Origin of the sequence: Castellaniella daejeonensis, from assembly GCF_039523555.1 — a bacterium.
Taxonomy (GTDB): Bacteria; Pseudomonadota; Gammaproteobacteria; order Burkholderiales; family Burkholderiaceae_B; genus Castellaniella; species Castellaniella daejeonensis.
On record NZ_BAAAFN010000015.1, the window covers coordinates 601,225 to 620,434 of the forward strand.

Consider the following 19,210-nt stretch of genomic DNA (forward strand, 5'->3'; position numbering starts at 1 on the left):
TGGATTCCTCAGGGCACCAGCGCGATGCCGATGCGCAGTTGCGGGTCGGATTTCCGATCGTAGCCCAGCAGCGTTTCGCCATAGCCCCGGAAGTACTGCACGTACAGGTGCCCGTTCATGTGCAGGAAGGTTCGCTTCAGGGGCCAGGCAGCTTCCAGCTGGGTGGCATTGTGCCCGCTTGCCCCCTGGCGGTACAGGCCCGACAGGATCAGGCCGTCGTCCTGCGCCCAGCGCAGTTTCCAGTCCACATAGCCAAGGGATTCCCGGTAGCCCATGTCGTGATCGGTCCAGACGTAGTATTTGACGCGCGGCCGGAAGCTGAGCGTGCTGCCGCCGTCGAAGCGGTAGTTGACTTCGGGCTGGACGTAGAGATCGTTGATCGATCGGGAGTCATCGTCATCCTTGCCGTTGGATTTGTGCTCGAAGCCTGTGTTCAGCCCCAGGGACCAGCGCTTGTCGCCGGTGGCCCAGATCGAATCGCGCGCCCAGAACAGGCTGGGGTTGTAGGTGGTGTCCACGAAGGGGATGGAATCCGAGTGCAGATCCCACAGGGCGGTCTGGGTGTAGCCGAAATACCAGTTGTCCATGAAGTCCGGGTGGGCGGGATCCCTGGGGCTGAACAGGCGGTACTTGAAGCTGACCTGGAAGCGGGCGTCGGCGCCGTCGCGGTTGCCCACCACGAAATAGACCGGCTCGTAGGAGGAAATCGCATTGCGGAACGTGTCGAACGGCGACAGGCCGTTGGCGGGCTCGGTGGCGGGCGCCGGAGCGGCCGCCAGCGCCATGGCGGATGGCGGGATCGGCGGCGCATCCGCCAGCGTGCCGGCGACCTGCGTGCCGGCCGGGCCGGCGGCGTCTACCTGCAGCGCCAGCAGGGTGTCGGGCGCGCCGTCCAGGCGCAGGGCCAGCAGGCCGTGCGCGTCGGCCGGCACCTGGCCGCTCCAGGCGATGCGGGTGAACGTGTTGGCGGGCAGATCGATGGCGTCGGGCGAGGTCCGCAGCTGGAAGTGGGCGGGTGTGATGCGTCCCTGGGCATCCACCCACTGTCCCGTCAGTTCGCGTGCGACCGGGCTGGAAAGCGCCGTGCCGGTGTCATTGGTCAGCAGGCCTTCCAGGGCGATCGGACCGCCCGGGCTGGCTTCGGTGGTGGTCAGGCGGTATGTCAGGCCCGCGTGGGCGTCGCCGGTTGCCAGGCAGAAGCAGGCGATGGCAAGAAAAAAGGCGTGGCGCAGGCCTGTGCGACTGGGACAAGGCATGATGTTGAAATCAAAGGCAGGGTCGTGCCCGGAACTTTAGCATCTGCCGCCCGGGCGCACGTTTCCTGGTGTGTCAGCGCCTGGACGGCCCCGCCGGCCCGGCTTACCGGGTGGCGACCAGGAACAGCCTGGGCAGGGACAGCAGCACCGAGCCGTCTGCCTGCGTCGGGTAGGCTTGCGCCAGCCCGTCGCGGTATTGCGCCAGGAAGAGGGCCTGTTCCCCGTCGTCCAGCAGCGCCAGGAAAGGGCGCAGGGCGCTGCCCTTGAACCACTCCACGATGCCGTCCACGCCATTGGGCAGTACGTGCCAGTACCGGGTGCGCCAGATGTCCACGCGCGTGCAGTGCGGCTTGAGCAGGTCGTAATACCAGGGAACGGGATGGCTGGGAAAGCGGGTGCTGCGCTCGTTGCCGATGCGGTCCGCCCAGCGGGGATCGGCAGCCGTCCGGCGCATCACGATCTTGGCGGGATCGTCCTGGTTGTCGGGCATCTGGACGGCCAGGCTGCCGCCGGGCGTCAGGAAGCCGGCCAGTCTCGGGAACAGGGCGGCGTGGTCCGGAATCCATTGCAGCGATGCATTGGCCAGAATCAGGTCGAAAGGCTCGTCCGGCGCCCAGGTGGCAATGTCGGCCTGCAGGAAATCGACGTCGGGCAGCCGTTTCCGGGCTGCCTCCAGCATGTCGGCGGAGCTGTCCAGGGCCGTCAGGCGGGCGTCCGGATGGCGCGCGTGCAGGACTTCGGTCGAATTGCCCGGGCCGCAGCCCAGGTCGGCCAGCCGGGCCGGATTGCGGGTGGGGACCGCGGCGAGCAGGTCCCGGACCGGCCGGGTGCGTTCCGACTCGAACTTGGTGTATTGGGTTGCCGACCAGGCCATGCGCCGTCCTCCTGTGGGATCGAAGACCGTTGCCGAAATTCGCCTGCGTTCCGCGGACCGGTCATGGCCCGCCCTACTGGATTCGAACCAGTGACCTACGGCTTAGAAGGCCGTTGCTCTATCCAGCTGAGCTAAGGGCGGTCGGGTCTCGCATCCGGAAGCCCGGGCGGGCCCGCGGGTGGCGCGGGCCTGGCGAACGTCTGCGAATCCAGGATTCTAACGTGCATTCCGGGCCTTGGTATTTTCCCTGAGGGCTCGAAGGTTGGGTGCGCCTGTAAGGCCCTCGTAAGGTCGGGTTTTTATCTTGCACCGCATCATTCAGACCCATTCCACGCAGGAGACAAGCATGGGAGACAAGCGGACACAAGCAATCGTGTCGAATCCGAAATACCAGCAGCTGAGGCGCACGCGGCTGCGCTACGGCTGGACGCTGGCCGTGATCATGCTGCTGGTGTACTACAGCTTCATCGGCGTGATTGCGTTCGACAAGGAACTGTTCGCGCTGAAGCTGGGCGCGGGCGTCATGACCTGGGGCATCCCGGTCGGTTTCGGCGTCATCGTGTTCAGCGTGCTGATCACCGGTCTGTACGTGCGCCGCGCCAATAGCGAATTCGATCGCCTGACCCGCGAGATCGTGCAGGAGGCCGAACAATGAACCGCATGACCTTGCGCATGCTGGCCGTGCCGGCGCTGGCCGCACTGGCCCCGGCCGTCCAGGCCGCGGGCGGCGATCTGGGCGAATTGCAGCAGCAGCCCACCAACTGGACCGCCATCGCGATGTTCGCCCTGTTCGTGCTCCTGACCCTGTGGATCACGAAATGGGCCGCGGCCCGGACCCGTTCCGCCGCCGACTTCTACACTGCCGGTGGGGGCATCACCGGCTTCCAGAATGGCCTGGCAATCGCCGGCGACTACATGTCCGCCGCCTCGTTCCTGGGCATTTCCGCCGCCGTGATGATCAATGGCTACGACGGCCTGATCTATTCCATCGGTTTCCTGGTGGGCTGGCCCATCCTGACTTTCCTGATGGCCGAGCGCCTGCGCAACCTGGGCAAGTTCACCTTTGCCGATGTGGCAGCCTACCGCTTCAAGCAGGGACCGATCCGCGCCTTCGCGGCTTCGGGCACCCTGGTGGTGGTGGCGTTCTACCTGATTGCCCAGATGGTCGGCGCCGGCCAGCTCATCAAGCTGCTGTTCGGGCTGGAATACTGGATCGCCGTGGTCGTGGTCGGCGTGCTGATGATGGTCTACGTGCTGTTCGGCGGCATGACGGCCACCACCTGGGTGCAGATCATCAAGGCGGCCCTGCTGCTGGGCGGCGCGACCTTCATGGCGCTGATGGTGCTGGCGCACTACGGCTTCTCGCCGGAACGCCTGTTCGCCGCCGCGGTCGAGGTCAAGACCCTGGCCGCGCTGAACGCCGGCAAGGATGCCTCCCAGGCCGGCGTGCTGGGGCAGTCCATCATGGGGCCGGGCAACTTCATCAAGGATCCGATCAGCGCGATTTCCTTCGGCATGGCGCTGATGTTCGGCACCGCCGGGCTGCCGCACATCCTGATGCGCTTCTTCACCGTGCCCGATGCGCGCGAGGCCCGCAAGTCCGTGTTCTGGGCCACGTCGTGGATCGGCTATTTCTACATCCTGACCTTCATCATCGGCTTCGGCGCGATCGTGCTGGTGTCCACCAACCCGCAGTTCCTCGATGCGGCCGGCGCCCTGATCGGCGGCGGCAACATGGCGGCGGTGCACCTGGCCGACGCGGTCGGCGGCAACGTGTTCCTGGGCTTCATGTCGGCCGTGGCGTTCGCCACGATCCTGGCCGTGGTGGCCGGGCTGACGCTGTCGGGCACTTCCGCCGTGTCGCATGACATCTATGCGACCCTGGTCAAGGACGGCAATGCCACCCGCGAACAGGAAATGAAGGTTGCCAAGATCACCACCGTCATTCTCGGCATCGTGGCCGTGGCGCTGGGCATCGCCTTCGAAAAGCAGAACATCGCCTTCATGGTCTCGCTGGCCTTCGCCGTGGCGGCGTCGGCGAACTTCCCGGTGCTGTTCATGTCGGTGCTGTGGAAGGGCTGCACCACGCGCGGTGCCATGATCGGCGGCTTTGCCGGCCTGATCAGCGCCGTCGCCCTGACGGTGGTGTCGCCGTCCGTCTGGGAAGCCACGCTGGGCAATCCGGTCGGTTCGGCCTGGTTCCCCTATGCGTCTCCGGCGCTGTTCTCCATGACGATCGGCTTCGTGGCGATCTGGCTGTTCTCGGTGACGGACCGCAGCGAACGCGCCCGCATCGACCGGGCCGGCTTCGTGGCCCAGACCGTGCGCAGCGAAACGGGGATCGGCGCCGCCGCAGCCAGCGCGCACTGATCCCGCCCCCCACCCTGGGCAGGCCCGCCGCGGCCTGCTGAGTCCAGGGGCTCTCGCACCCCGACGGCCGAGACGACCGCCGGGGTGTTTTTATTTCGGGCGCCTGTGCAATCAGGACCGGATCGGTGCACAATGAAAAGCGTTCCCCTCACGCACTTTCCGGACCCGATCCGTCATGACTCAACGCCTGAACTATTTCCAGGCCTCGCCCGAGGCCGCTCGCAAATACAGTGAATTCAGCCAGCTGCTGCATGCCAATCCCTTCCTGGCGGAAATCAGTCATCTGGTCACCCTGCGCGCTTCGCAGATCAACGGCTGCGCATTCTGCGTGGACATGCATGTAAAGGAAGCCAAGATCGCCGGCGAACGCGAACTGCGCCTGCATCACGTTGCGGTGTGGCGCGAATCGCCCCTGTTCACGGACAAGGAAAAAGCCATTCTGGAATGGACCGAGGCCCTGACGCGGCTGGCGCCCGATGGCGTGTCCGACGAACTCTTCCAGCGCGTGCGCGAGCACCTGTCGGAAAAGGAGCTCGCCGACCTGAGCTTCCTGGTCGTGGGCATCAACGGCTGGAACCGCCTGGGGGTCGCCTTCCGGTCCGTGCCCGGTTCGGCCGATGCCATGTATGGGCTGGACAAGGCCGGCCTGAAGTAAGCGCGGCCTCCGCCGCCGGGCAGGGTCCGCGCCTGCCTGCGTGCATGGGCCCGGACCCGGGTCCGGTGCCTGCTCAGGCGGGTTCCCGGACCGACTGCGATCGTTCCAGGGCCTGGGCCAGGTCGGCCTTGAGGTCGTCCACGTGCTCCACCCCGACCGACATGCGGATGAAGTTCGGCTCGATGCCGGCGGCCTGCATGTCGGCCTCGGTCATCGAGCTGGCCCACATGGACGCGGTGTGCACCGCCAGTGTCTCGACGCCGCCCAGGCTGACTGCCTGGGTGGCCAGCTTCAGCGAGGTCACGAAGCGCTGGGTGGCGGCGTAGCCGCCCTTGATCGAATAGGCCACCACGGCGCCGAAACCGCGCATCTGGCGGGCCGCCAGGTCATGCTGCGGGTGGCTTTCCAGGCCGGGGTAGAAGACCTGCTCGATCTCGGGGCGGGTTTCCAGCCACCGGGCCAGCGCCAGGGCATTGGCATTGATGCGCTCCATGCGCAGCGACAGCGTGCGCAGGCCGCGCAGCAGCAGCCAGGCGTCCATCGGCGACAGGACCGCGCCCAGGGTGACGTGCATCTTCCAGATGGTTTCGGCCAGCGCGTCGCTGCAGCAGATGGCGCCCGCCATCAGGTCGTGGTGGCCGCCCAGGTACTTGGTGGCGCTGTGCACCACGATGTCGATGCCCAGATCGTGCGGGCGCTGGTTCAGCGGCGAAGCGAAAGTGTTGTCGGCCACGGTCAGGATGCCGCGCTGCCGGGCGATGTCGGCCACCGCCGCCAGGTCCGTGATGGACAGGCTGGGGTTCACCGGCGTTTCCACCATGATCAGTTTCGTGTCGGGGCGCAGGACGGCGCGCAGGCTGTCCAGGTCCGTCTGGTCGAAGAAGCTGACGTGCACGCCGTAGCGGGTGAGCACTTCCGAGAACAGCTTGGACGTGCTCATGTAATGGCGTTGCTGGGCCACGACGTGGTCGCCAGCCTTCAGCAGCGCCAGGATGGTGGTGCAGATGGCGCCCATGCCCGATCCCGTCAGCAGCGCGCTTTCCGTGCCTTCCAGGCCCGCCAGGATGGCCTCGACACGCTTGTTCACCGGGTTGCCGTGGCGCGTGTAGAAGGTGGCCGGCCGCACGGTGGTGGCCATTTCCGAGAACTGTTCGGCGGTTTCGGCGCGGAAGGTGGCGCTGTAGTGGATCGGCGAGACCACGTCGGCTCCGTGGCCGCAGGCGGCATCGCCGTGCAGCACCAGGGTCTGTTCGCGCCAGGGCGCGTCTGGGGAATCGGGCCGGATGGAAGGCATGGGTCGGGCTCCTGCGCGAAAAAGGGGACAGGCGCCATCATACGCCCGGGGCGTTCCGGCGCGGATTGCGGGCGGCCCGGGCAGGCGCGGGGCCTAGAGGTACGGGCTGGCCAGCCAGATGATCCGGTTGCGCAGCCGTTTCAGGTAGGGCATGGCGTTCAGGGTTTCCAGGGTCACGCGCTCGGATTGCTCGATGGCCGCGTCGATGCGCCGCCCGATCCGGCCCGCCAGGTCCCGGTCGTAGATTTCCATGTCCAGCTCGAAATTCAGCCGCAGGCTGCGGGGGTCCAGGTTCGACGAGCCCACGTAGGTCCAGGCATCGTCGATGGTAAGCAGCTTGGAGTGATCGAAATTTCCCCGGTAGCGCCAGACGCGGCAGCCGCCATCCAGGACCTGGCTCAGCTGGGCGGTCATGGCGTAGTTCACCAGGCGCAGGTTGTTGCGGCCGGGGATCACGATGTCCACCTGGATGCCGCGCCGCGCCGCCGTGTTCAGCGCGCCGATCAGCACCTGGTCGGGCAGAAAGTAGGGCGACTGGATGCGCACGTGGCGCTGGGCCACGGCCAGCGCGCCCAGCAGGACGCGGTGCGTGGCCGCCATGAAGCGGTCGGGGCCGCTGCGGATGCAGCGCGCCGGGACCCGGGGCTGGGGCGCGAGCGGGCTGACCCGGACCCAGTCCTCGATGCGCAGGCGTTCGCCGGTGGCGAATTCCCAGTCGTTGGCGAAGACGGCGAACAGCTGGGTGGCCAGCGGACCCTCGATGCGGAAGTGCGTGTCGCGGTCGGCCCGCTTGCCCGCGAGCGATTCCATGAAGCTTTCGCGGATGTTCATGCCGCCCATGAAGCCCAGGTGGCCGTCGACGAACAGGATCTTGCGGTGGCTGCGCAGGTTGGCGTAGGCCGAGCGCAGTCCCAGCGGATTGGTCATGAAGCGGTCGGCCCGGATGCCGTTGCGTTCCAGCAGGCGCAGGATGGGAGGGTGGGAATAGCGCGCGCCGACGGCATCGATCAGGACCCGGATCTCGACGCCGCGCTCCTGGGCCTGCCGCAGGGCATCGGCAAAGCGCAGCCCGATGCGGTCGTGGTCGAAGATGTAGCTCTGCAGCGCGATGCAGTGGCGGGCCTCGTCGATCGCCTGCAGCATGGCCGGATAGGCCTGGTCGCCGCCATCGAGCAGGACGACGTGGTTGCCGCCCTGCAGGGGAAAGCGGCTGATCTGGTCGCACAGGACCCGCAGCGATGCGAACTGCGGTCCCGATACCGGCCCGACGTCGCCGAAGGTGGGGTATGCGCTGTTGACGTAGTCCTTGATCAGGCGGCTGCGCTGGGTGGACATCTGGTCGTGGCGGATGCGGTTGATGCCGGCGACCAGGTACAGGAAAGCGCCCACGAACGGCGACATCAGGATGACGCCGACCCAGGCGATCGCCGCGCGCACGTCGTTCTTCTGCATGGCGGCCTGGGCGGCGACCACCAGGCTGAAGGCCAGCGACAGCAGGGCCGCCAGGTGCGGCCAGTATTCGTGCAGGAACTCGGTGAGGACGCTCATGGGCTGGATGCGGGGCCGGAGCCGGCTGGCGGCGGGAGGGCATCGGGGGTATCCGCCGTGCCTGGGCGGCGGCGCAGGGATTCGAGCCAGTCCGGGTTGGGATGGCCGGCACCGGCGTATTGCTGATTGCGGGAATTCGAACGCCAGACGCCGCCGCCGATGCCGGGCACGGGTTCGGTGCGATACCAGTACCAGCGCCCGTCCGCGTCCTGCGCGGACCAGTTCCAGCCTTCGGGGGCCAGGGACCAGTCGGGAGCCTGGAGGACCGGGGGGGCTTCGGGAGGTGTCGTCATGCGGCGTTCCGGGACCGGGCCCGGGTGCGATGGCGGGCTGTCAGTCGGTGGTGATCAGATTCTGACGAATCTTGTCATACCCCAGGTTGAAAAGAAAGCCGTAGGGCAGGTAGAACAGCACGAAGCCGATGTCCAGCAACAGGGCCTGCCAGACCGAGATGTCCAGCCACCAGGCCACGAAGGGGATGGCGATTAGGATCAGGCCGCCCTCGAAGCCGAAAGCGTGCGCGACCCGGATGCCGTAGGTGCGGTCGAAGCCGATGCGCGCCTGCAGGCGGTCGAACAGCCAGTTGTAGAGCATGTTCCAGGCGACGGCGATCGTGGCGATGACTGCCGTGAGCACGCCCATGTCGAAGACGCTGCGCCCGGTGATCCAGGCGGCCAGGGGGGCGGAGATGCCAATGGCGAGGATTTCGAACGCCAGCGCGTGGAAGACGCGTTCGGACAACGGGCGGTCGTGGATATGCATGGAACTGCGATTCGCTGCGGCGGTGTCGTCACCGCGTGGATGCGATCGGGCGGGGTCGTCCCCGCCAGCCCGGGAATCCGGGAAGAAATGCCCCACGCCGCGCCGTGTAGCGCCCCGAAAGGCGCTTTCGGATCAGGCAGCCTAGCGGCAGAAACCTGGGGTGACCGATGGGGCTCGAACCCACGACAACCGGAATCACAATCCGGGACTCTACCAACTGAGCTACGGTCACCACTCAAAGAACGGGAATTCTAGCATGTCTGAAATCCTTTTGCAGGCGCCACCCCGGCCCTTGATCGCCACTGCGTTTTAGGTCATGTTATCGGCTACGGATTCGATTTCAGCGGTTCACCGGGGCCGTCCGGGAGTCGGCCCTTCGGCGGGGCCGGATCCGGGGGCGGCCGGACCTCTACCATAAGGAACGCTCATGGCACAGATCTTCGTCGTCCATCCCGAAAACCCGCAATCCAGGCTGCTCCAGCAGGCTGGCGACCTGCTGGCCCAGGGTGGGCTTGTGGCCGTTCCCACCGACTCCAGCTACGCCGTCGTGGCACGCCTGGACGACAAGGATGCCGCCGAGCGTCTGCGTCGGCTGCGCGGCCTGGACGAGCGCCACCACCTGACGCTGCTGTGCCGCGACCTGGCGGAAATCAGCCATTTCGCCAAGGTCGACAATCCCCAGTACCGGTTGCTGAAGCTGGCCACGCCGGGCCCCTGGACCTTCATCCTCGAAGCCACCAAGGAAGTTCCCCGCCGCGTCTCCCATCCCTCGCGCAAGACGATCGGCATCCGCGTGCCCGACCATCGCGTGGCGCTGGCCCTGATCGACGCGGCCGGCTCGCCGCTGCTGTCGACCACGCTGATCCCCCGGGATGAAACCCTGCCCCTGAACGATGCCCAGGAAATCGTCGCCCGCTACCAGCACGACCTGGCCGCCATCGTCGATGGCGGATCCTGCCCCTTCGAGCCCACCACCGTCATCGACCTGACGGCGGAAGCGCCCCAGGTCGTGCGGGTGGGGCGCGGCGACCCGGCCGAGCTGGGATTGTCGTGACTGCGCGCCGGGCCGCATCCGGCGGGCCCGGACGCACGCCCGTGCGGCGCTAGCGGTTATGCTTACGGGGTTTGCCGGCCGCCGGCCGGCGCTTCGCTCGCCCGAGATCCTGTGGACAATCTGATCCAGACCATCGCGGTCTACGCCCTGCCGGTCCTGTTCGCCATCACCTTGCACGAGGCCGCGCACGGTTACGTGGCGCGCTATTTCGGCGACCCCACGGCGGCGCAGGCCGGCCGCATCAGCCTCAATCCCTTGCGGCACATCGACCCGATGGGCACCATCGTCGTGCCGCTGGTGCTGCTGTTCGCCACCAAGCTCATGGGGGGCGGGCTGCTGTTCGGCTGGGCCAAGCCCGTGCCGGTCAACTGGAGCCGCCTGCGCCGGCCCAAGCGCGACATGCTCTGGGTGGCGCTGGCGGGGCCGGCCTCCAATCTTCTGATGGCCATCGGCTGGGTGCTGTTCCTGCGTGCCCTCCTGATGCTGGACCTGATCAGCGGCCCCCAGGATTTCTGGGCCCTGATGGCCAGCGCGGGGGTCCAGGTCAACCTGATCCTGATGGCGCTGAACCTGCTGCCGCTGCCGCCGCTGGACGGGGGGCGGATCGTCTTCAGCCTGCTGCCTCCGCGCCTGGCCTGGCGCTACGGCCGCATCGAGCCCTACGGGCTGGTGATCCTGGTCGTGCTGATGATGCTCGGCTGGCTCTGGCCCCTGATGCTGCCGCTCCTGAAACTGGGGCAGTGGGTCGTCGGTGGATTTTTGTAGATCGGCGGTCCGAATCCGGTAAACTTGGCTTTTTGTTTCGCCCGGGTGTTTTTCCCGGGCGTCTTGCGGAGGCATTCCTCATCATGGCCGGCTCGGATTCATCGACCCCAGTCTTTCAGGGCAGCATGGTTGCCCTGGTCACGCCCATGCACCCCGATGGGCAACTGGACCTGGAAGCCTTCCGAAAACTGATCGACTGGCACGTCGACCAGGGTACCGACGCCCTGGTGGTGGTCGGCACGTCCGGCGAATCCCCCACGGTCACCGTCCAGGAACAAGCCGAGCTCATCGAGCTGGCCGTGCGCCACGCCAACGGCCGCATTCCCGTGATCGCGGGCACGGGTGGCAATTCCACGGCCGAGGCCATCGAACTGCAGCGCCACGCCTATGCCGCAGGCGCGGCCGCCGGCCTGACCGTCGTGCCCTACTACAACAAGCCCACCCAGGAAGGCCTCTACCAGCATTTCCGCGCCATCGCCGAATCCGGCGACCTGCCCAGCATCCTGTACAACGTGCCGGGCCGCACGGTGGCCGACATGTCCAACGAGACCATCCTGCGGCTGGCCCAGGTGCCCGGCATCATCGGCGTCAAGGACGCCACCGGCAACATCGCCCGGGGCGCCCAGCTGATCGCGGCGGCGCCCGAAGGCTTCCAGGTCTTCAGCGGCGACGACCCGACCGCCGCGGCGCTCATCCTGCTGGGCGGCCGGGGCAATATCTCCGTCACCGCCAACGTCGCGCCGCGCCTGATGCACGAACTCTGCGCCGCCGCGCTGCGCGGCGACGTCCCCGAGACCCGTCGCCTGAACAACCTTCTGGCGACCCTGAACCGTGTGCTGTTCCTTGAAGCCAACCCCATCCCCGTCAAGTGGGCTGTGGCCGAAATGGGCCTGACCCAGCTGGGCTACCGCCTGCCGCTGACGCCTTTGTCCGACTCGTTACGCACCGTTGTGCGCCAAGCCCTGATTGAGGCAGGTTCCCTGTGATGATGAAACGCATGCCGCTTACCCGGACCAGCCTGGTGCTGGCGGGTCTGCTGTCCCTGTCTGCCTGCTCGACCATCGGTCAGCTCACCGGCCAGACCGAATCCATCGAATACAAGAGTACCGTCACGGGCGATCCGCTCTCGATCCCCCCCGACCTGACGCAGGCCAACAAGAACGCCCACTACGTGGCGCCCGAAGGCGTCGCCCGCCTGAGCGACTACCAGGCCAGCCAGGGTGTGCAGAGCGCGAATCCGGCCGACCGTGTGCTGCCCAGGGCGCCCGGCATCGAAGTCATGCGCGACGGCACGCTGCGCTGGCTGGTCGTCAGCGAGGCGGCCGAAAACCTGTACCCCAAGGTCATCGAATTCTGGGGCGAACAGGGCTTCACCATCCATTCCCAGAACCCGCAGGCGGGCCTGATCGAGACCGACTGGGCCGAAAACCGCGCCAAGATCCCCGAAGGCTGGCTGCGCAGCGCCCTGGGCAGCGTGCTGGACCAGGTCTTCGACAGCGGCGAGCGCGATCGCTTCACCACGCGCCTGGAACGCGTGAACGGCAAGACCGAGGTCTACATCAGCCACCAGCACATGGAAGAAACCCCCACGGGCGACGGCACCGCGTTCAAGTGGGTCTTCGGCAAGGAAGACCCGGGCCTGAACGCCGCCATGCTGGCCCGCCTGATGGTCTACCTGGGCACCGACCAGCAGCAGGCCGCGCAGCAGGTCAAGGCCGCCGAATCGGGCGCCGGCGCAGCCACCGACACCCAGCTGGCCCAGGACCAGACTTCCCTGACCGTGGGCGAAACCTTCGACCGTGCCTGGCGTCGCGTGGGCGTGGCCATCGATTCGGCCCGCTTCACCGTCGAGGATCGCAACCGCGAGCAGGGCGACTACTACATCCGCTACCTGGATACCGATTCGGGCGAAAAGATCGAGCAGCAGACCGCGTTCGGGCGGCTCTTCGGCACGCGCAATACTGCCGAGCCCCAGAAGCTGCGCATCCACCTGGCCCAGCAGGGCGGCAGCACGCAGGTCAGCGTGCGCGACGAGGCCGGCCAGCCCAAGACCGACGCCACGGCGCGCCGCATTCTGTCGGTGCTGGCGAAGAACCTGAAAGAGGCCCAGTAGGGCCATATGCCGGCGGCGCCGCGCCGCCGGCGCCCGCCGCCGGGCGAAACACCACTCAGGCCGCAGTCTGCTGCGGTTCGGCGGGCTGCCCGGCAGCCGCCGTGTGCAGTGTTTCGCCGAACCAGGCCAGGTCCATGCCCAGGGCGGCAGTCTCGCCGACGATGATCAGGGCGGGCGACCGGATGGCATGGCGGCGGGCTTCTTCCGCAACCGAGCCCAGCGTGGCGTGCAGCGTGCGCTGTTCCGGCCGCGAGCCATTTTCCACCAGCGCGCAGGGCAGGCCAGGCGCATGGCCTTCGGCCAGCAGACGGGCCCTGAGCTCGGGCAGACGCTCCACCCCCATGTAGTACACCCGGGTCCGGTCATCGGCGCCGTCCCGCATGGCGCCGGGTCGGCCTGGCCCCGATGCGTCCGCGCGGCGATGCGCGGTGGACAGGGTCAGGGATTGGGCATGGTCGCGGTGCGTCAGCGGGATGCCGGCGTAGGCGCCGCAGGCCAGGGCGGCCGTGATGCCGGGCACGACTTCGTAGGCGATGCCGTGGCGCTTCAGGTGCTGCAGTTCTTCGCCGCCGCGCCCGAAGACCATCGGGTCCCCGCCCTTCAGCCGCACCACGCAACGCCCCTGTCGGGCATGCGACACCATCAGTGCATGGATGCGGGCCTGCGTGGATTCATGTGGCCCGCCGGGTGCCTTGCCGACGTCGATCACCTGCGCATCGCGCCTTGCCATGGCCAGGATGGCGGGGCTGACCAGGCGGTCGGCCAGGATCACGTCTGCTTCGTTCAGGGCGCGCAGGCCGCGCAGGGTCAGCAGGCCCGGATCGCCCGGGCCTGCGCCGACCAGCAGCACCTTGCCTTCCGGGGGCGGGGTGCGGGTGGACAGGGCGCGTCCCAGCAGGGATTCCGCCTCGGCGGCGCGGCCGCGCCGCAGGGCACCCAGGACGGGGCCGTCCAGCAGCCAGTCATAGAAGGCCCGCCGCGCCCGCAATTGCGGCAGCGCCTGGCGGATGGCCGGGCGCTTGCGCTGCGCCAGCGCGGCCAGGGCGCCCAGGGCCGGATCGAACAGCGATTCGATGCGTTCGCGCAGCCTGCGGGCGATCACGGGTGCCGCGCCGCCCGAGGAAATGGCGATGGTGATCGGCGCCCGGTCCACGATGGCCGGCACCTGGACGCTGGACAGTTCGGGGTCGTCCACCACATTGCAGAACAGGCGCCGCATCCCGGCGGCGGCGGCCACGCGCCGGTTCTGCTCGCGATCGCTGGTGGCCGCGACGACCAGCCAGGCTTCGTCCAGCAGCGCGGGATCGAAGTCGCCCAGGCGCAGATCGATCTCGCCGGCCTGGGCGCGCGCCAGCACCTGGGGGTGGGCCGCCCGGGCGCTCACGACCACCCGGGCGCCCGCCGCGCGCAGCAGCACGATCTTGCGTTCCGCCACCAGCCCCGCGCCGACCACGACGGCGGTGCGGCCCTTCAGGTCGGCAAACAGCGGAAAGTGATTCATGCCGCGCTCGCCTTGCGATCGGGAACCGCGGTGTGCGGGTTGCGCGGATCCGCCTGGATCACGCCGGTGCGCACCAGGAAGTCGCCGAAACCTTCCTCCGCGACGCGTTCGCGCGCATATTGGCCGAACAAGGCGTCCAGGCTGGACAGGATTTCCGCCTCGGTGATGTTTTCCCGGTACAGGACGTTCAGGCGCTCGCCGATGAAGTCGGCCCCCAGGCGCAGGTCGTAGCGCCCCAGGGCGCGGCCCACCAGGGCGATCTCGCCCAGGTAGGGGCGGGAACAGCCGTTGGGGCAACCCGAGAGGCGCAGCAGGATCGGCGCGTCGCGCAGGCCGTGCGTGTCCAGCAGGGCTTCCAGCTTGGGCAGCAGGATGGGCGCGTAGCGCTCGCTTTCGGCCATGGCCAGCCCGCAGGTGGGCAGCGCGACGCAGGCGATGTGGTGGCGGCGGATGCCGCTCTGTTCCTTGTAGCCGTCCAGTCCGTATTCCCCGACCAGCGCGTCGATGGCGGCGCGGTCGGATTCGTCGACGTTGGCGATCACCAGATTCTGGTTGCACGTCAGGCGGAATTCGCCTTTCAGCACCTTGGCGATCTCGCGCATGCCGGTCTGCAGGCGCAGGCCGTCGCGGTCCCACAGGCGGCCGGAAGCGATGTACAGCCCCAGGTGCCAGCGGCCGTCCTCGCCGCGGGCCCAGCCATAGCGGTCGCCGTTGCGCTCGAAACGGTAGGGGCGCAGCGGTTCCAGGGGCGTGCCGCTGCGCAGGCCGACCTGTTCGCGGAACCAGTCCACGCCCAGTCGGTCCACAGTGTATTTCAGGCGCGCGTGCTGGCGTTCGCTGCGGTTGCCGTGGTCGCGCTGCAGGGTGACCACGGCTTCGGCCACGGCCACCACGTTCTCCGGCCGGGTGAAGCCGATCAGCGTGCCCAGCCGGGGATAGGTGGTCGGGTCGCCCGCCGTGGCGCCCATGCCGCCGCCCACGGCCACGTTGAAGCCCTGCAGTTGGCCGTTCTCGATGATGGCGACCAGCCCCAGGTCATTGGCGAAGACGTCGCAGTCGTTGGTCGGCGGAATGGCGATGCCGATCTTGAACTTGCGCGGCAGGTAGGCGGAGTCGTTGCCGTAGATGGGTTCCTCGTCGACGGCCTCGCCGACCTGTTCGCCGCCCAGCCAGATCTCGGCATAGGCGCTGGTGTGCGGCAGGAAATGGTCGGACAGGCGCTGCACCCATTCCTGCGTCAGTGCGTGCTGGCTCGACAGGTGCGGGTTGACCGAACTGATCACCTGGCGGTTCACGTCGCCGCAGGCGGCGATCGTGGTGGCCCGGGCGTCGTGGATGCCCTGCATGAAGGCGCGCAGGTTGCGTTTCAGGATGCCGTGCCACTGGAAGGTCTGACGCGTGGTGATGCGCAGGCCGCGCGTGGCGTATTTCTGTGCCAGTTCGTCCAGCGCCAGCCACTGGTCGGGGCTGATCACGCCGCCCGGCAGGCGCGCACGCACCATGAAGGCGTAGGCGGGTTCCAGCTTCTGCTTGCGCCGTTCGTCGCGGATGTCGCGGTCGTCCTGCATGTAGCTGCCGTGGAATTTCAGCAGCTTGGTGTCGGCTTCGGGAATGGCGCCGGTGACCGGATTGTCCAGTTCCCGGGCAATGGTGCCGCGCAGGAAGCGGCTGCCGGTCTTGATGTCTTCCAGGGGGGACAGGGGGGAAATGCTCATGTCGGGATTCGTGGTCGAAAGAGGGGGCGGCCCATCGGGCCGGGCCATGGAAATCGGGTCGGCCGGGCGCAAAACCCGGCCGGGCGATGCCGCATGCGGCGGCGGGTTCAGTAGACGTCGCGCGCGTAGCGGCCCTGCGCGGCCAGGTCGTCCAGCCACTGGCGGGCGCCTTCCTCGTCCAGGCCGCCATGGTCGCGGGCGATCTCGAGCAGGGCGGCATGCACGTCGCGGGCCATGCGGTCGGCGTCTCCGCAGACGTAGACGTGGGCGCCCGCCTGGATCCAGTCGTACACGTCGGCACCCTGGGCCAGCAGTTTGTGCTGGACGTAGATCTTTTCTGCCTGGTCGCGCGAGAACGCCAGGTCGATGCGGTCCAGGTGGCCGTCTTTCAGCGCCTGCTGCCATTCGACCTGGTAGAGGAAGTCGCTGGTGAAGTGCGGGTTGCCGAAGAACAGCCAGTTGCGGCCCGGGGCGTCCGCCTCGGCGCGCGCCTGGACGAAGGCGCGGAACGGCGCCACGCCGGTGCCGGCGCCGATCATGATGATGTCGCGGGCCGCATCGGCCGGCAGGCGAAAGCGCGAATTTTCCTCGATGAAGACTGGCACCGTGTCGCCTTCGGCCCGTTCCGCCAGGAAATGCGAGGCCACGCCCCAGCGGGATTCGCCCTCTGTCTCGAAGGCGAGATGGCTCAGCGTCAGGTGGACTTCGTCTTCGGCCACTGCCGCGCAGGACGCGATGGAATACAGGCGCGGCGTCAGCGGGCGCAAGGCCGCCACCAGCTCCGGCCCGGTCCAATGGGCCGGCCATTGGCGCAAGGCGTCGATCAACTGGTGCGTGCCCAGGTAGGACGCCAGCCGGTCGCGGGCGCCGGGCTCCAGCAGAGCTGTCAGGTCGTCCTGCTTCGCGCGCTCGGCCAGAGCCGCCAGGAAGGGGCGGGTCAGCACGGTCAGCTCACGGTAGCGGCCCAGCCATTCGCCCAGGGGGCGCGAAGTGCCCTGGTGCTCGACGGCATCGGCGGCGTTCAGGCCGGTGGCCGCCAGCACGCGGGCGACCAGGGTGTCGTCCTGCACGGGCCAGACACCCAGGGCATCGCCGGGTTCGTATTGCAGCTTGCTGCCGTCCAGCGACAGTTCGATGTGGCGGATGTCCTTGTCGCTGTCGCGGCCCGTGATGGGCTGGTTCAGCAGGACTTCGGCCTGGAAAGGGCGGTCGCGGGTGAATTTCTCGGCCTGGGGGCGCAGCGGCGTGACGGTGGCCTGGTGGGCCGCCGCGGGCGCGGCGGATTTCAGCGCCTCGCGCGCCTGTTCCAGGGCCCGGTCCTGCCAGGGGGTGGCGACCGTCTCGATGTCCAGGTCCGCCGTGCCCGGATCCTGCAGGCGTTGGGCGCCCAATTCGGCCAGGCGGGCGTCGATCTTTTGCGAAATGCCGCAGAACGAGGGGTAGCTGGAATCGCCCAGTCCCAGCACGGCATATTTCAGCCGGGGCAGCTTCGGCGCGCGCTTGCCCAGCAGAAATTCGACCCAGGCGATGGAATCGTCCGGCGGATCGCCGTCGCCCTGGGTGCTCATGACCACGTAGAGCAGCTGCTCGTCCTTCAGTTCCTTGGTCTTGTACTGGTCGGCCCGCACCAGGCGCGCCTCCAGGCCCTGGGCCAGCACTTTTTCGTACAGGCCGGTCGCGATGCGCTTGGCATTGCCCGTCTGGCTGCCGTAAAGAATGGTCAGCCGCTGGGCGGTGTCGGGCGCGGCGACGGCGGCCACGGTGAGCGGGGGCGCGGCTTCCCGCGCGGGCTGGCGCGCCTGGGCGACACCCGCGAAATAGCCGGATAGCCAGTGCAGGCTGGACGATTCCAGGTTGTCGGCCAGTTCGGCGATCAGGGCATGATGGGCTTCGGGCAGGTAGTTCGGCGCGAGCATGGCACGGTCTTGTCGAAATGAGGGAAGCGTCCATTCTGGGACGCTTCCTTCATGCCGTGAACGAACCGATGCTTATGTTTTTATGCGGATATAAGTAAATTGCCCGACATGATGGCGCAACCGGGCCGGTGTCCCGGCCCGCGGCGCGGCTTCAGTCTTCCCAGTGCAGCCAGCCTTCCGACAGCCATTCGTCGAGGACCGCCAGGGTCTCGGGGGGCAGTTGGCCGACCGTGCCGGCGTCCAGCATGCGCTGGTCGGCGAGCGCTTCCAGGCCGGGGTTGGCCGCCAGGGGCGCGACCTCGCCGTTGATGAAGACCTGCTGGCCGCAGTACATCAGCCGGGTGCAGCGGTCCAGCGTCAGGCGGCCCGAGGCGGGCACCCCGGCGCTCAGCGACAGAGGTTCGTCGGCCGGGTCGAACAGGGCGCTATCGGGCAGGGACGTCAGCCATTGCCCCAGGAACCGGGCCGCCACGGCACGGTCCAGGCGCACCTTGGACAGGGTGTCCAGCGTGGCCTGCACCAGCGAATCGGGCAGCGCGGCCGGCGTGCGCGTGGCGGGCTCGCCGGCATCGGTGTACAGCGCGGCCAGGTCGGGGCCCGGCAGGCAGGGGTGGCCGTACAGGCCCGGGTCGCCCAGGTGTTGCGCCGAGATCTGGTCGGCGGCTGCCTCGAGCAGGCCGCGGGCCAGGGTGGCCTGGCTGGGCACGCGAAAGCCGATGGACAGCGTCATGCAGTCATTGCCGATCGCCACCCCGTCGTGGCAGACGTGCGGGGGCAGGTACAGCATGTCGCCCGGTTCCAGGATGTCGTCCGCCTCCGGCTGGAAGTCGGCCAGGATCTTCAGCGGCAGCCCCGGCACCAGGGCCCGGTCGGCCTGCCGGCTGGTGCGCCAGCGGCGCCGCCCGTGGCCTTGCAGCAGGAACACGTCGTAGCTGTCGAAGTGGGGGCCGACGCCGCCGCCGTCGGTGGCGATGCTGATCATCAGGTCGTCGAGCCGGGCGTCGGAAATGAAACGGAACTGCCGCATCAGCGCAGCCGAGGCATCGTCGTGCAGATCCACGCTTTGCACCAGCAGCGTCCAGTTCGGCTGCGTGGCGGGCGGCAGCCGGCGGAACGGGCCGTGCTTCAGGGACCAGCCCCGCTCGCCATGGGTGATCAGGCGGGATTCGACTTCCTCGCGGCGGGCCAGCGTCTGCACGTCGCGGATCGTGACGGGCGGCTGAAAGCCGGGAATCGCCTGGCGCACCAGCAGGGGTTTCTTCTGCCAGTAGTCGCGCATGAATTCCCTGGGGGTCAGCCCGCCCAGCAGGGGCGTGGGCCGGTCGAGGTCGGGGATCGGAGTGTGCATGACGTGTGTCCTGTGGTGTGGGCCGGCGCCTGCGCGCAG

Annotated in this window: 17 protein-coding genes and 2 tRNA genes; 7 read left to right on the plus strand and 12 right to left on the minus strand. The window is 68.2% G+C overall.

What is annotated here, in order from left to right:
* Positions 1-8: 8 nt before the first annotated feature.
* The 3 genes from ABD022_RS12490 to ABD022_RS12500 all read right to left on the minus strand — a co-directional run bounded on the left by ABD022_RS12490 (position 9) and on the right by ABD022_RS12500 (position 2,271).
* A complete protein-coding gene (locus tag ABD022_RS12490) occupies positions 9-1,256 on the minus strand; it encodes a phospholipase A (RefSeq protein WP_325126312.1) in 1,248 nt (415 codons plus the stop codon).
* A 103-nt stretch (positions 1,257-1,359) separates the two neighbouring features.
* A complete protein-coding gene (gene tam, locus ABD022_RS12495) occupies positions 1,360-2,130 on the minus strand; it encodes a trans-aconitate 2-methyltransferase (protein ID WP_325126310.1) in 771 nt (256 codons plus the stop codon).
* A gap of 64 nt (positions 2,131-2,194) precedes the next feature.
* Positions 2,195-2,271 (minus strand) — tRNA-Arg (locus ABD022_RS12500).
* Positions 2,272-2,476: 205 nt separating this feature from the next.
* Here ABD022_RS12500 and ABD022_RS12505 point away from each other — a divergent pair.
* The 3 genes from ABD022_RS12505 to ABD022_RS12515 all read left to right on the plus strand — a co-directional run bounded on the left by ABD022_RS12505 (position 2,477) and on the right by ABD022_RS12515 (position 5,155).
* Positions 2,477-2,785, plus strand: a complete 309-nt coding sequence (locus ABD022_RS12505; RefSeq protein WP_325126307.1) for a DUF485 domain-containing protein — start codon at positions 2,477-2,479, stop codon at positions 2,783-2,785.
* The gene (locus ABD022_RS12510; RefSeq protein WP_325126305.1) at positions 2,782-4,500 is read left to right on the plus strand and encodes a cation acetate symporter; all 1,719 of its coding nucleotides are present in this window, start codon (positions 2,782-2,784) and stop codon (positions 4,498-4,500) included. The genes ABD022_RS12505 and ABD022_RS12510 overlap by 4 nt, the downstream gene beginning before the upstream one ends.
* A gap of 175 nt (positions 4,501-4,675) precedes the next feature.
* Positions 4,676-5,155 (plus strand): carboxymuconolactone decarboxylase family protein, encoded by a 480-nt coding sequence (locus tag ABD022_RS12515; protein ID WP_325126304.1) that lies wholly within the window; start codon positions 4,676-4,678, stop codon positions 5,153-5,155.
* A gap of 73 nt (positions 5,156-5,228) precedes the next feature.
* On the opposite strand, the gene ABD022_RS12520 is transcribed toward ABD022_RS12515, so the two are convergent.
* From ABD022_RS12520 to ABD022_RS12540, 5 genes are all read right to left on the minus strand, one after another.
* On the minus strand, positions 5,229-6,449 hold the full coding sequence (locus ABD022_RS12520; protein WP_343821552.1) for a trans-sulfuration enzyme family protein: 1,221 nt from the start codon (positions 6,447-6,449) through the stop codon (positions 5,229-5,231).
* A gap of 93 nt (positions 6,450-6,542) precedes the next feature.
* Positions 6,543-7,997 (minus strand): cardiolipin synthase, encoded by a 1,455-nt coding sequence (cls, locus tag ABD022_RS12525; RefSeq protein ID WP_325126300.1) that lies wholly within the window; start codon positions 7,995-7,997, stop codon positions 6,543-6,545.
* Complete coding sequence (locus ABD022_RS12530; protein ID WP_325126298.1) at positions 7,994-8,290, minus strand: hypothetical protein; 297 nt, start codon at positions 8,288-8,290, stop codon at positions 7,994-7,996. Before ABD022_RS12530 ends, cls begins: the two co-directional genes overlap by 4 nt.
* A gap of 40 nt (positions 8,291-8,330) precedes the next feature.
* On the minus strand, positions 8,331-8,759 hold the full coding sequence (locus ABD022_RS12535) for a multidrug/biocide efflux PACE transporter (protein WP_325126297.1): 429 nt from the start codon (positions 8,757-8,759) through the stop codon (positions 8,331-8,333).
* Positions 8,760-8,915: 156 nt separating this feature from the next.
* Positions 8,916-8,991, minus strand: a tRNA-His gene (locus tag ABD022_RS12540).
* Between the two features lie 195 nt (positions 8,992-9,186).
* Here ABD022_RS12540 and ABD022_RS12545 point away from each other — a divergent pair.
* The 4 genes from ABD022_RS12545 to bamC all read left to right on the plus strand — a co-directional run bounded on the left by ABD022_RS12545 (position 9,187) and on the right by bamC (position 12,691).
* Positions 9,187-9,813, plus strand: coding sequence for an L-threonylcarbamoyladenylate synthase (locus ABD022_RS12545; RefSeq protein WP_325126295.1), 627 nt, complete (start codon positions 9,187-9,189; stop codon positions 9,811-9,813).
* Between the two features lie 111 nt (positions 9,814-9,924).
* Positions 9,925-10,578 (plus strand): site-2 protease family protein, encoded by a 654-nt coding sequence (locus ABD022_RS12550; protein WP_325126293.1) that lies wholly within the window; start codon positions 9,925-9,927, stop codon positions 10,576-10,578.
* An 83-nt stretch (positions 10,579-10,661) separates the two neighbouring features.
* Positions 10,662-11,564, plus strand: a complete 903-nt coding sequence (dapA, locus tag ABD022_RS12555) for a 4-hydroxy-tetrahydrodipicolinate synthase (protein WP_325126291.1) — start codon at positions 10,662-10,664, stop codon at positions 11,562-11,564.
* A gap of 11 nt (positions 11,565-11,575) precedes the next feature.
* A complete protein-coding gene (gene bamC, locus ABD022_RS12560; protein ID WP_414647468.1) occupies positions 11,576-12,691 on the plus strand; it encodes an NlpB/DapX family lipoprotein in 1,116 nt (371 codons plus the stop codon).
* Positions 12,692-12,746: 55 nt separating this feature from the next.
* On the opposite strand, the gene cysG is transcribed toward bamC, so the two are convergent.
* From cysG to ABD022_RS12580, 4 genes are all read right to left on the minus strand, one after another.
* On the minus strand, positions 12,747-14,192 hold the full coding sequence (gene cysG, locus ABD022_RS12565) for a siroheme synthase CysG (RefSeq protein WP_343821556.1): 1,446 nt from the start codon (positions 14,190-14,192) through the stop codon (positions 12,747-12,749).
* Positions 14,189-15,907 carry an assimilatory sulfite reductase (NADPH) hemoprotein subunit gene (cysI, locus tag ABD022_RS12570; RefSeq protein ID WP_325126287.1) on the minus strand — a complete coding sequence of 573 codons (1,719 nt, stop codon included), beginning with the start codon at positions 15,905-15,907 and terminating at the stop codon, positions 14,189-14,191. The genes cysG and cysI overlap by 4 nt, the downstream gene beginning before the upstream one ends.
* Before the next feature lie 107 nt (positions 15,908-16,014).
* On the minus strand, positions 16,015-17,823 hold the full coding sequence (locus tag ABD022_RS12575; RefSeq protein WP_325126285.1) for an assimilatory sulfite reductase (NADPH) flavoprotein subunit: 1,809 nt from the start codon (positions 17,821-17,823) through the stop codon (positions 16,015-16,017).
* A gap of 151 nt (positions 17,824-17,974) precedes the next feature.
* Positions 17,975-19,171 carry a cupin domain-containing protein gene (locus tag ABD022_RS12580; protein ID WP_343821559.1) on the minus strand — a complete coding sequence of 399 codons (1,197 nt, stop codon included), beginning with the start codon at positions 19,169-19,171 and terminating at the stop codon, positions 17,975-17,977.
* Positions 19,172-19,210 lie beyond the last annotated feature (39 nt).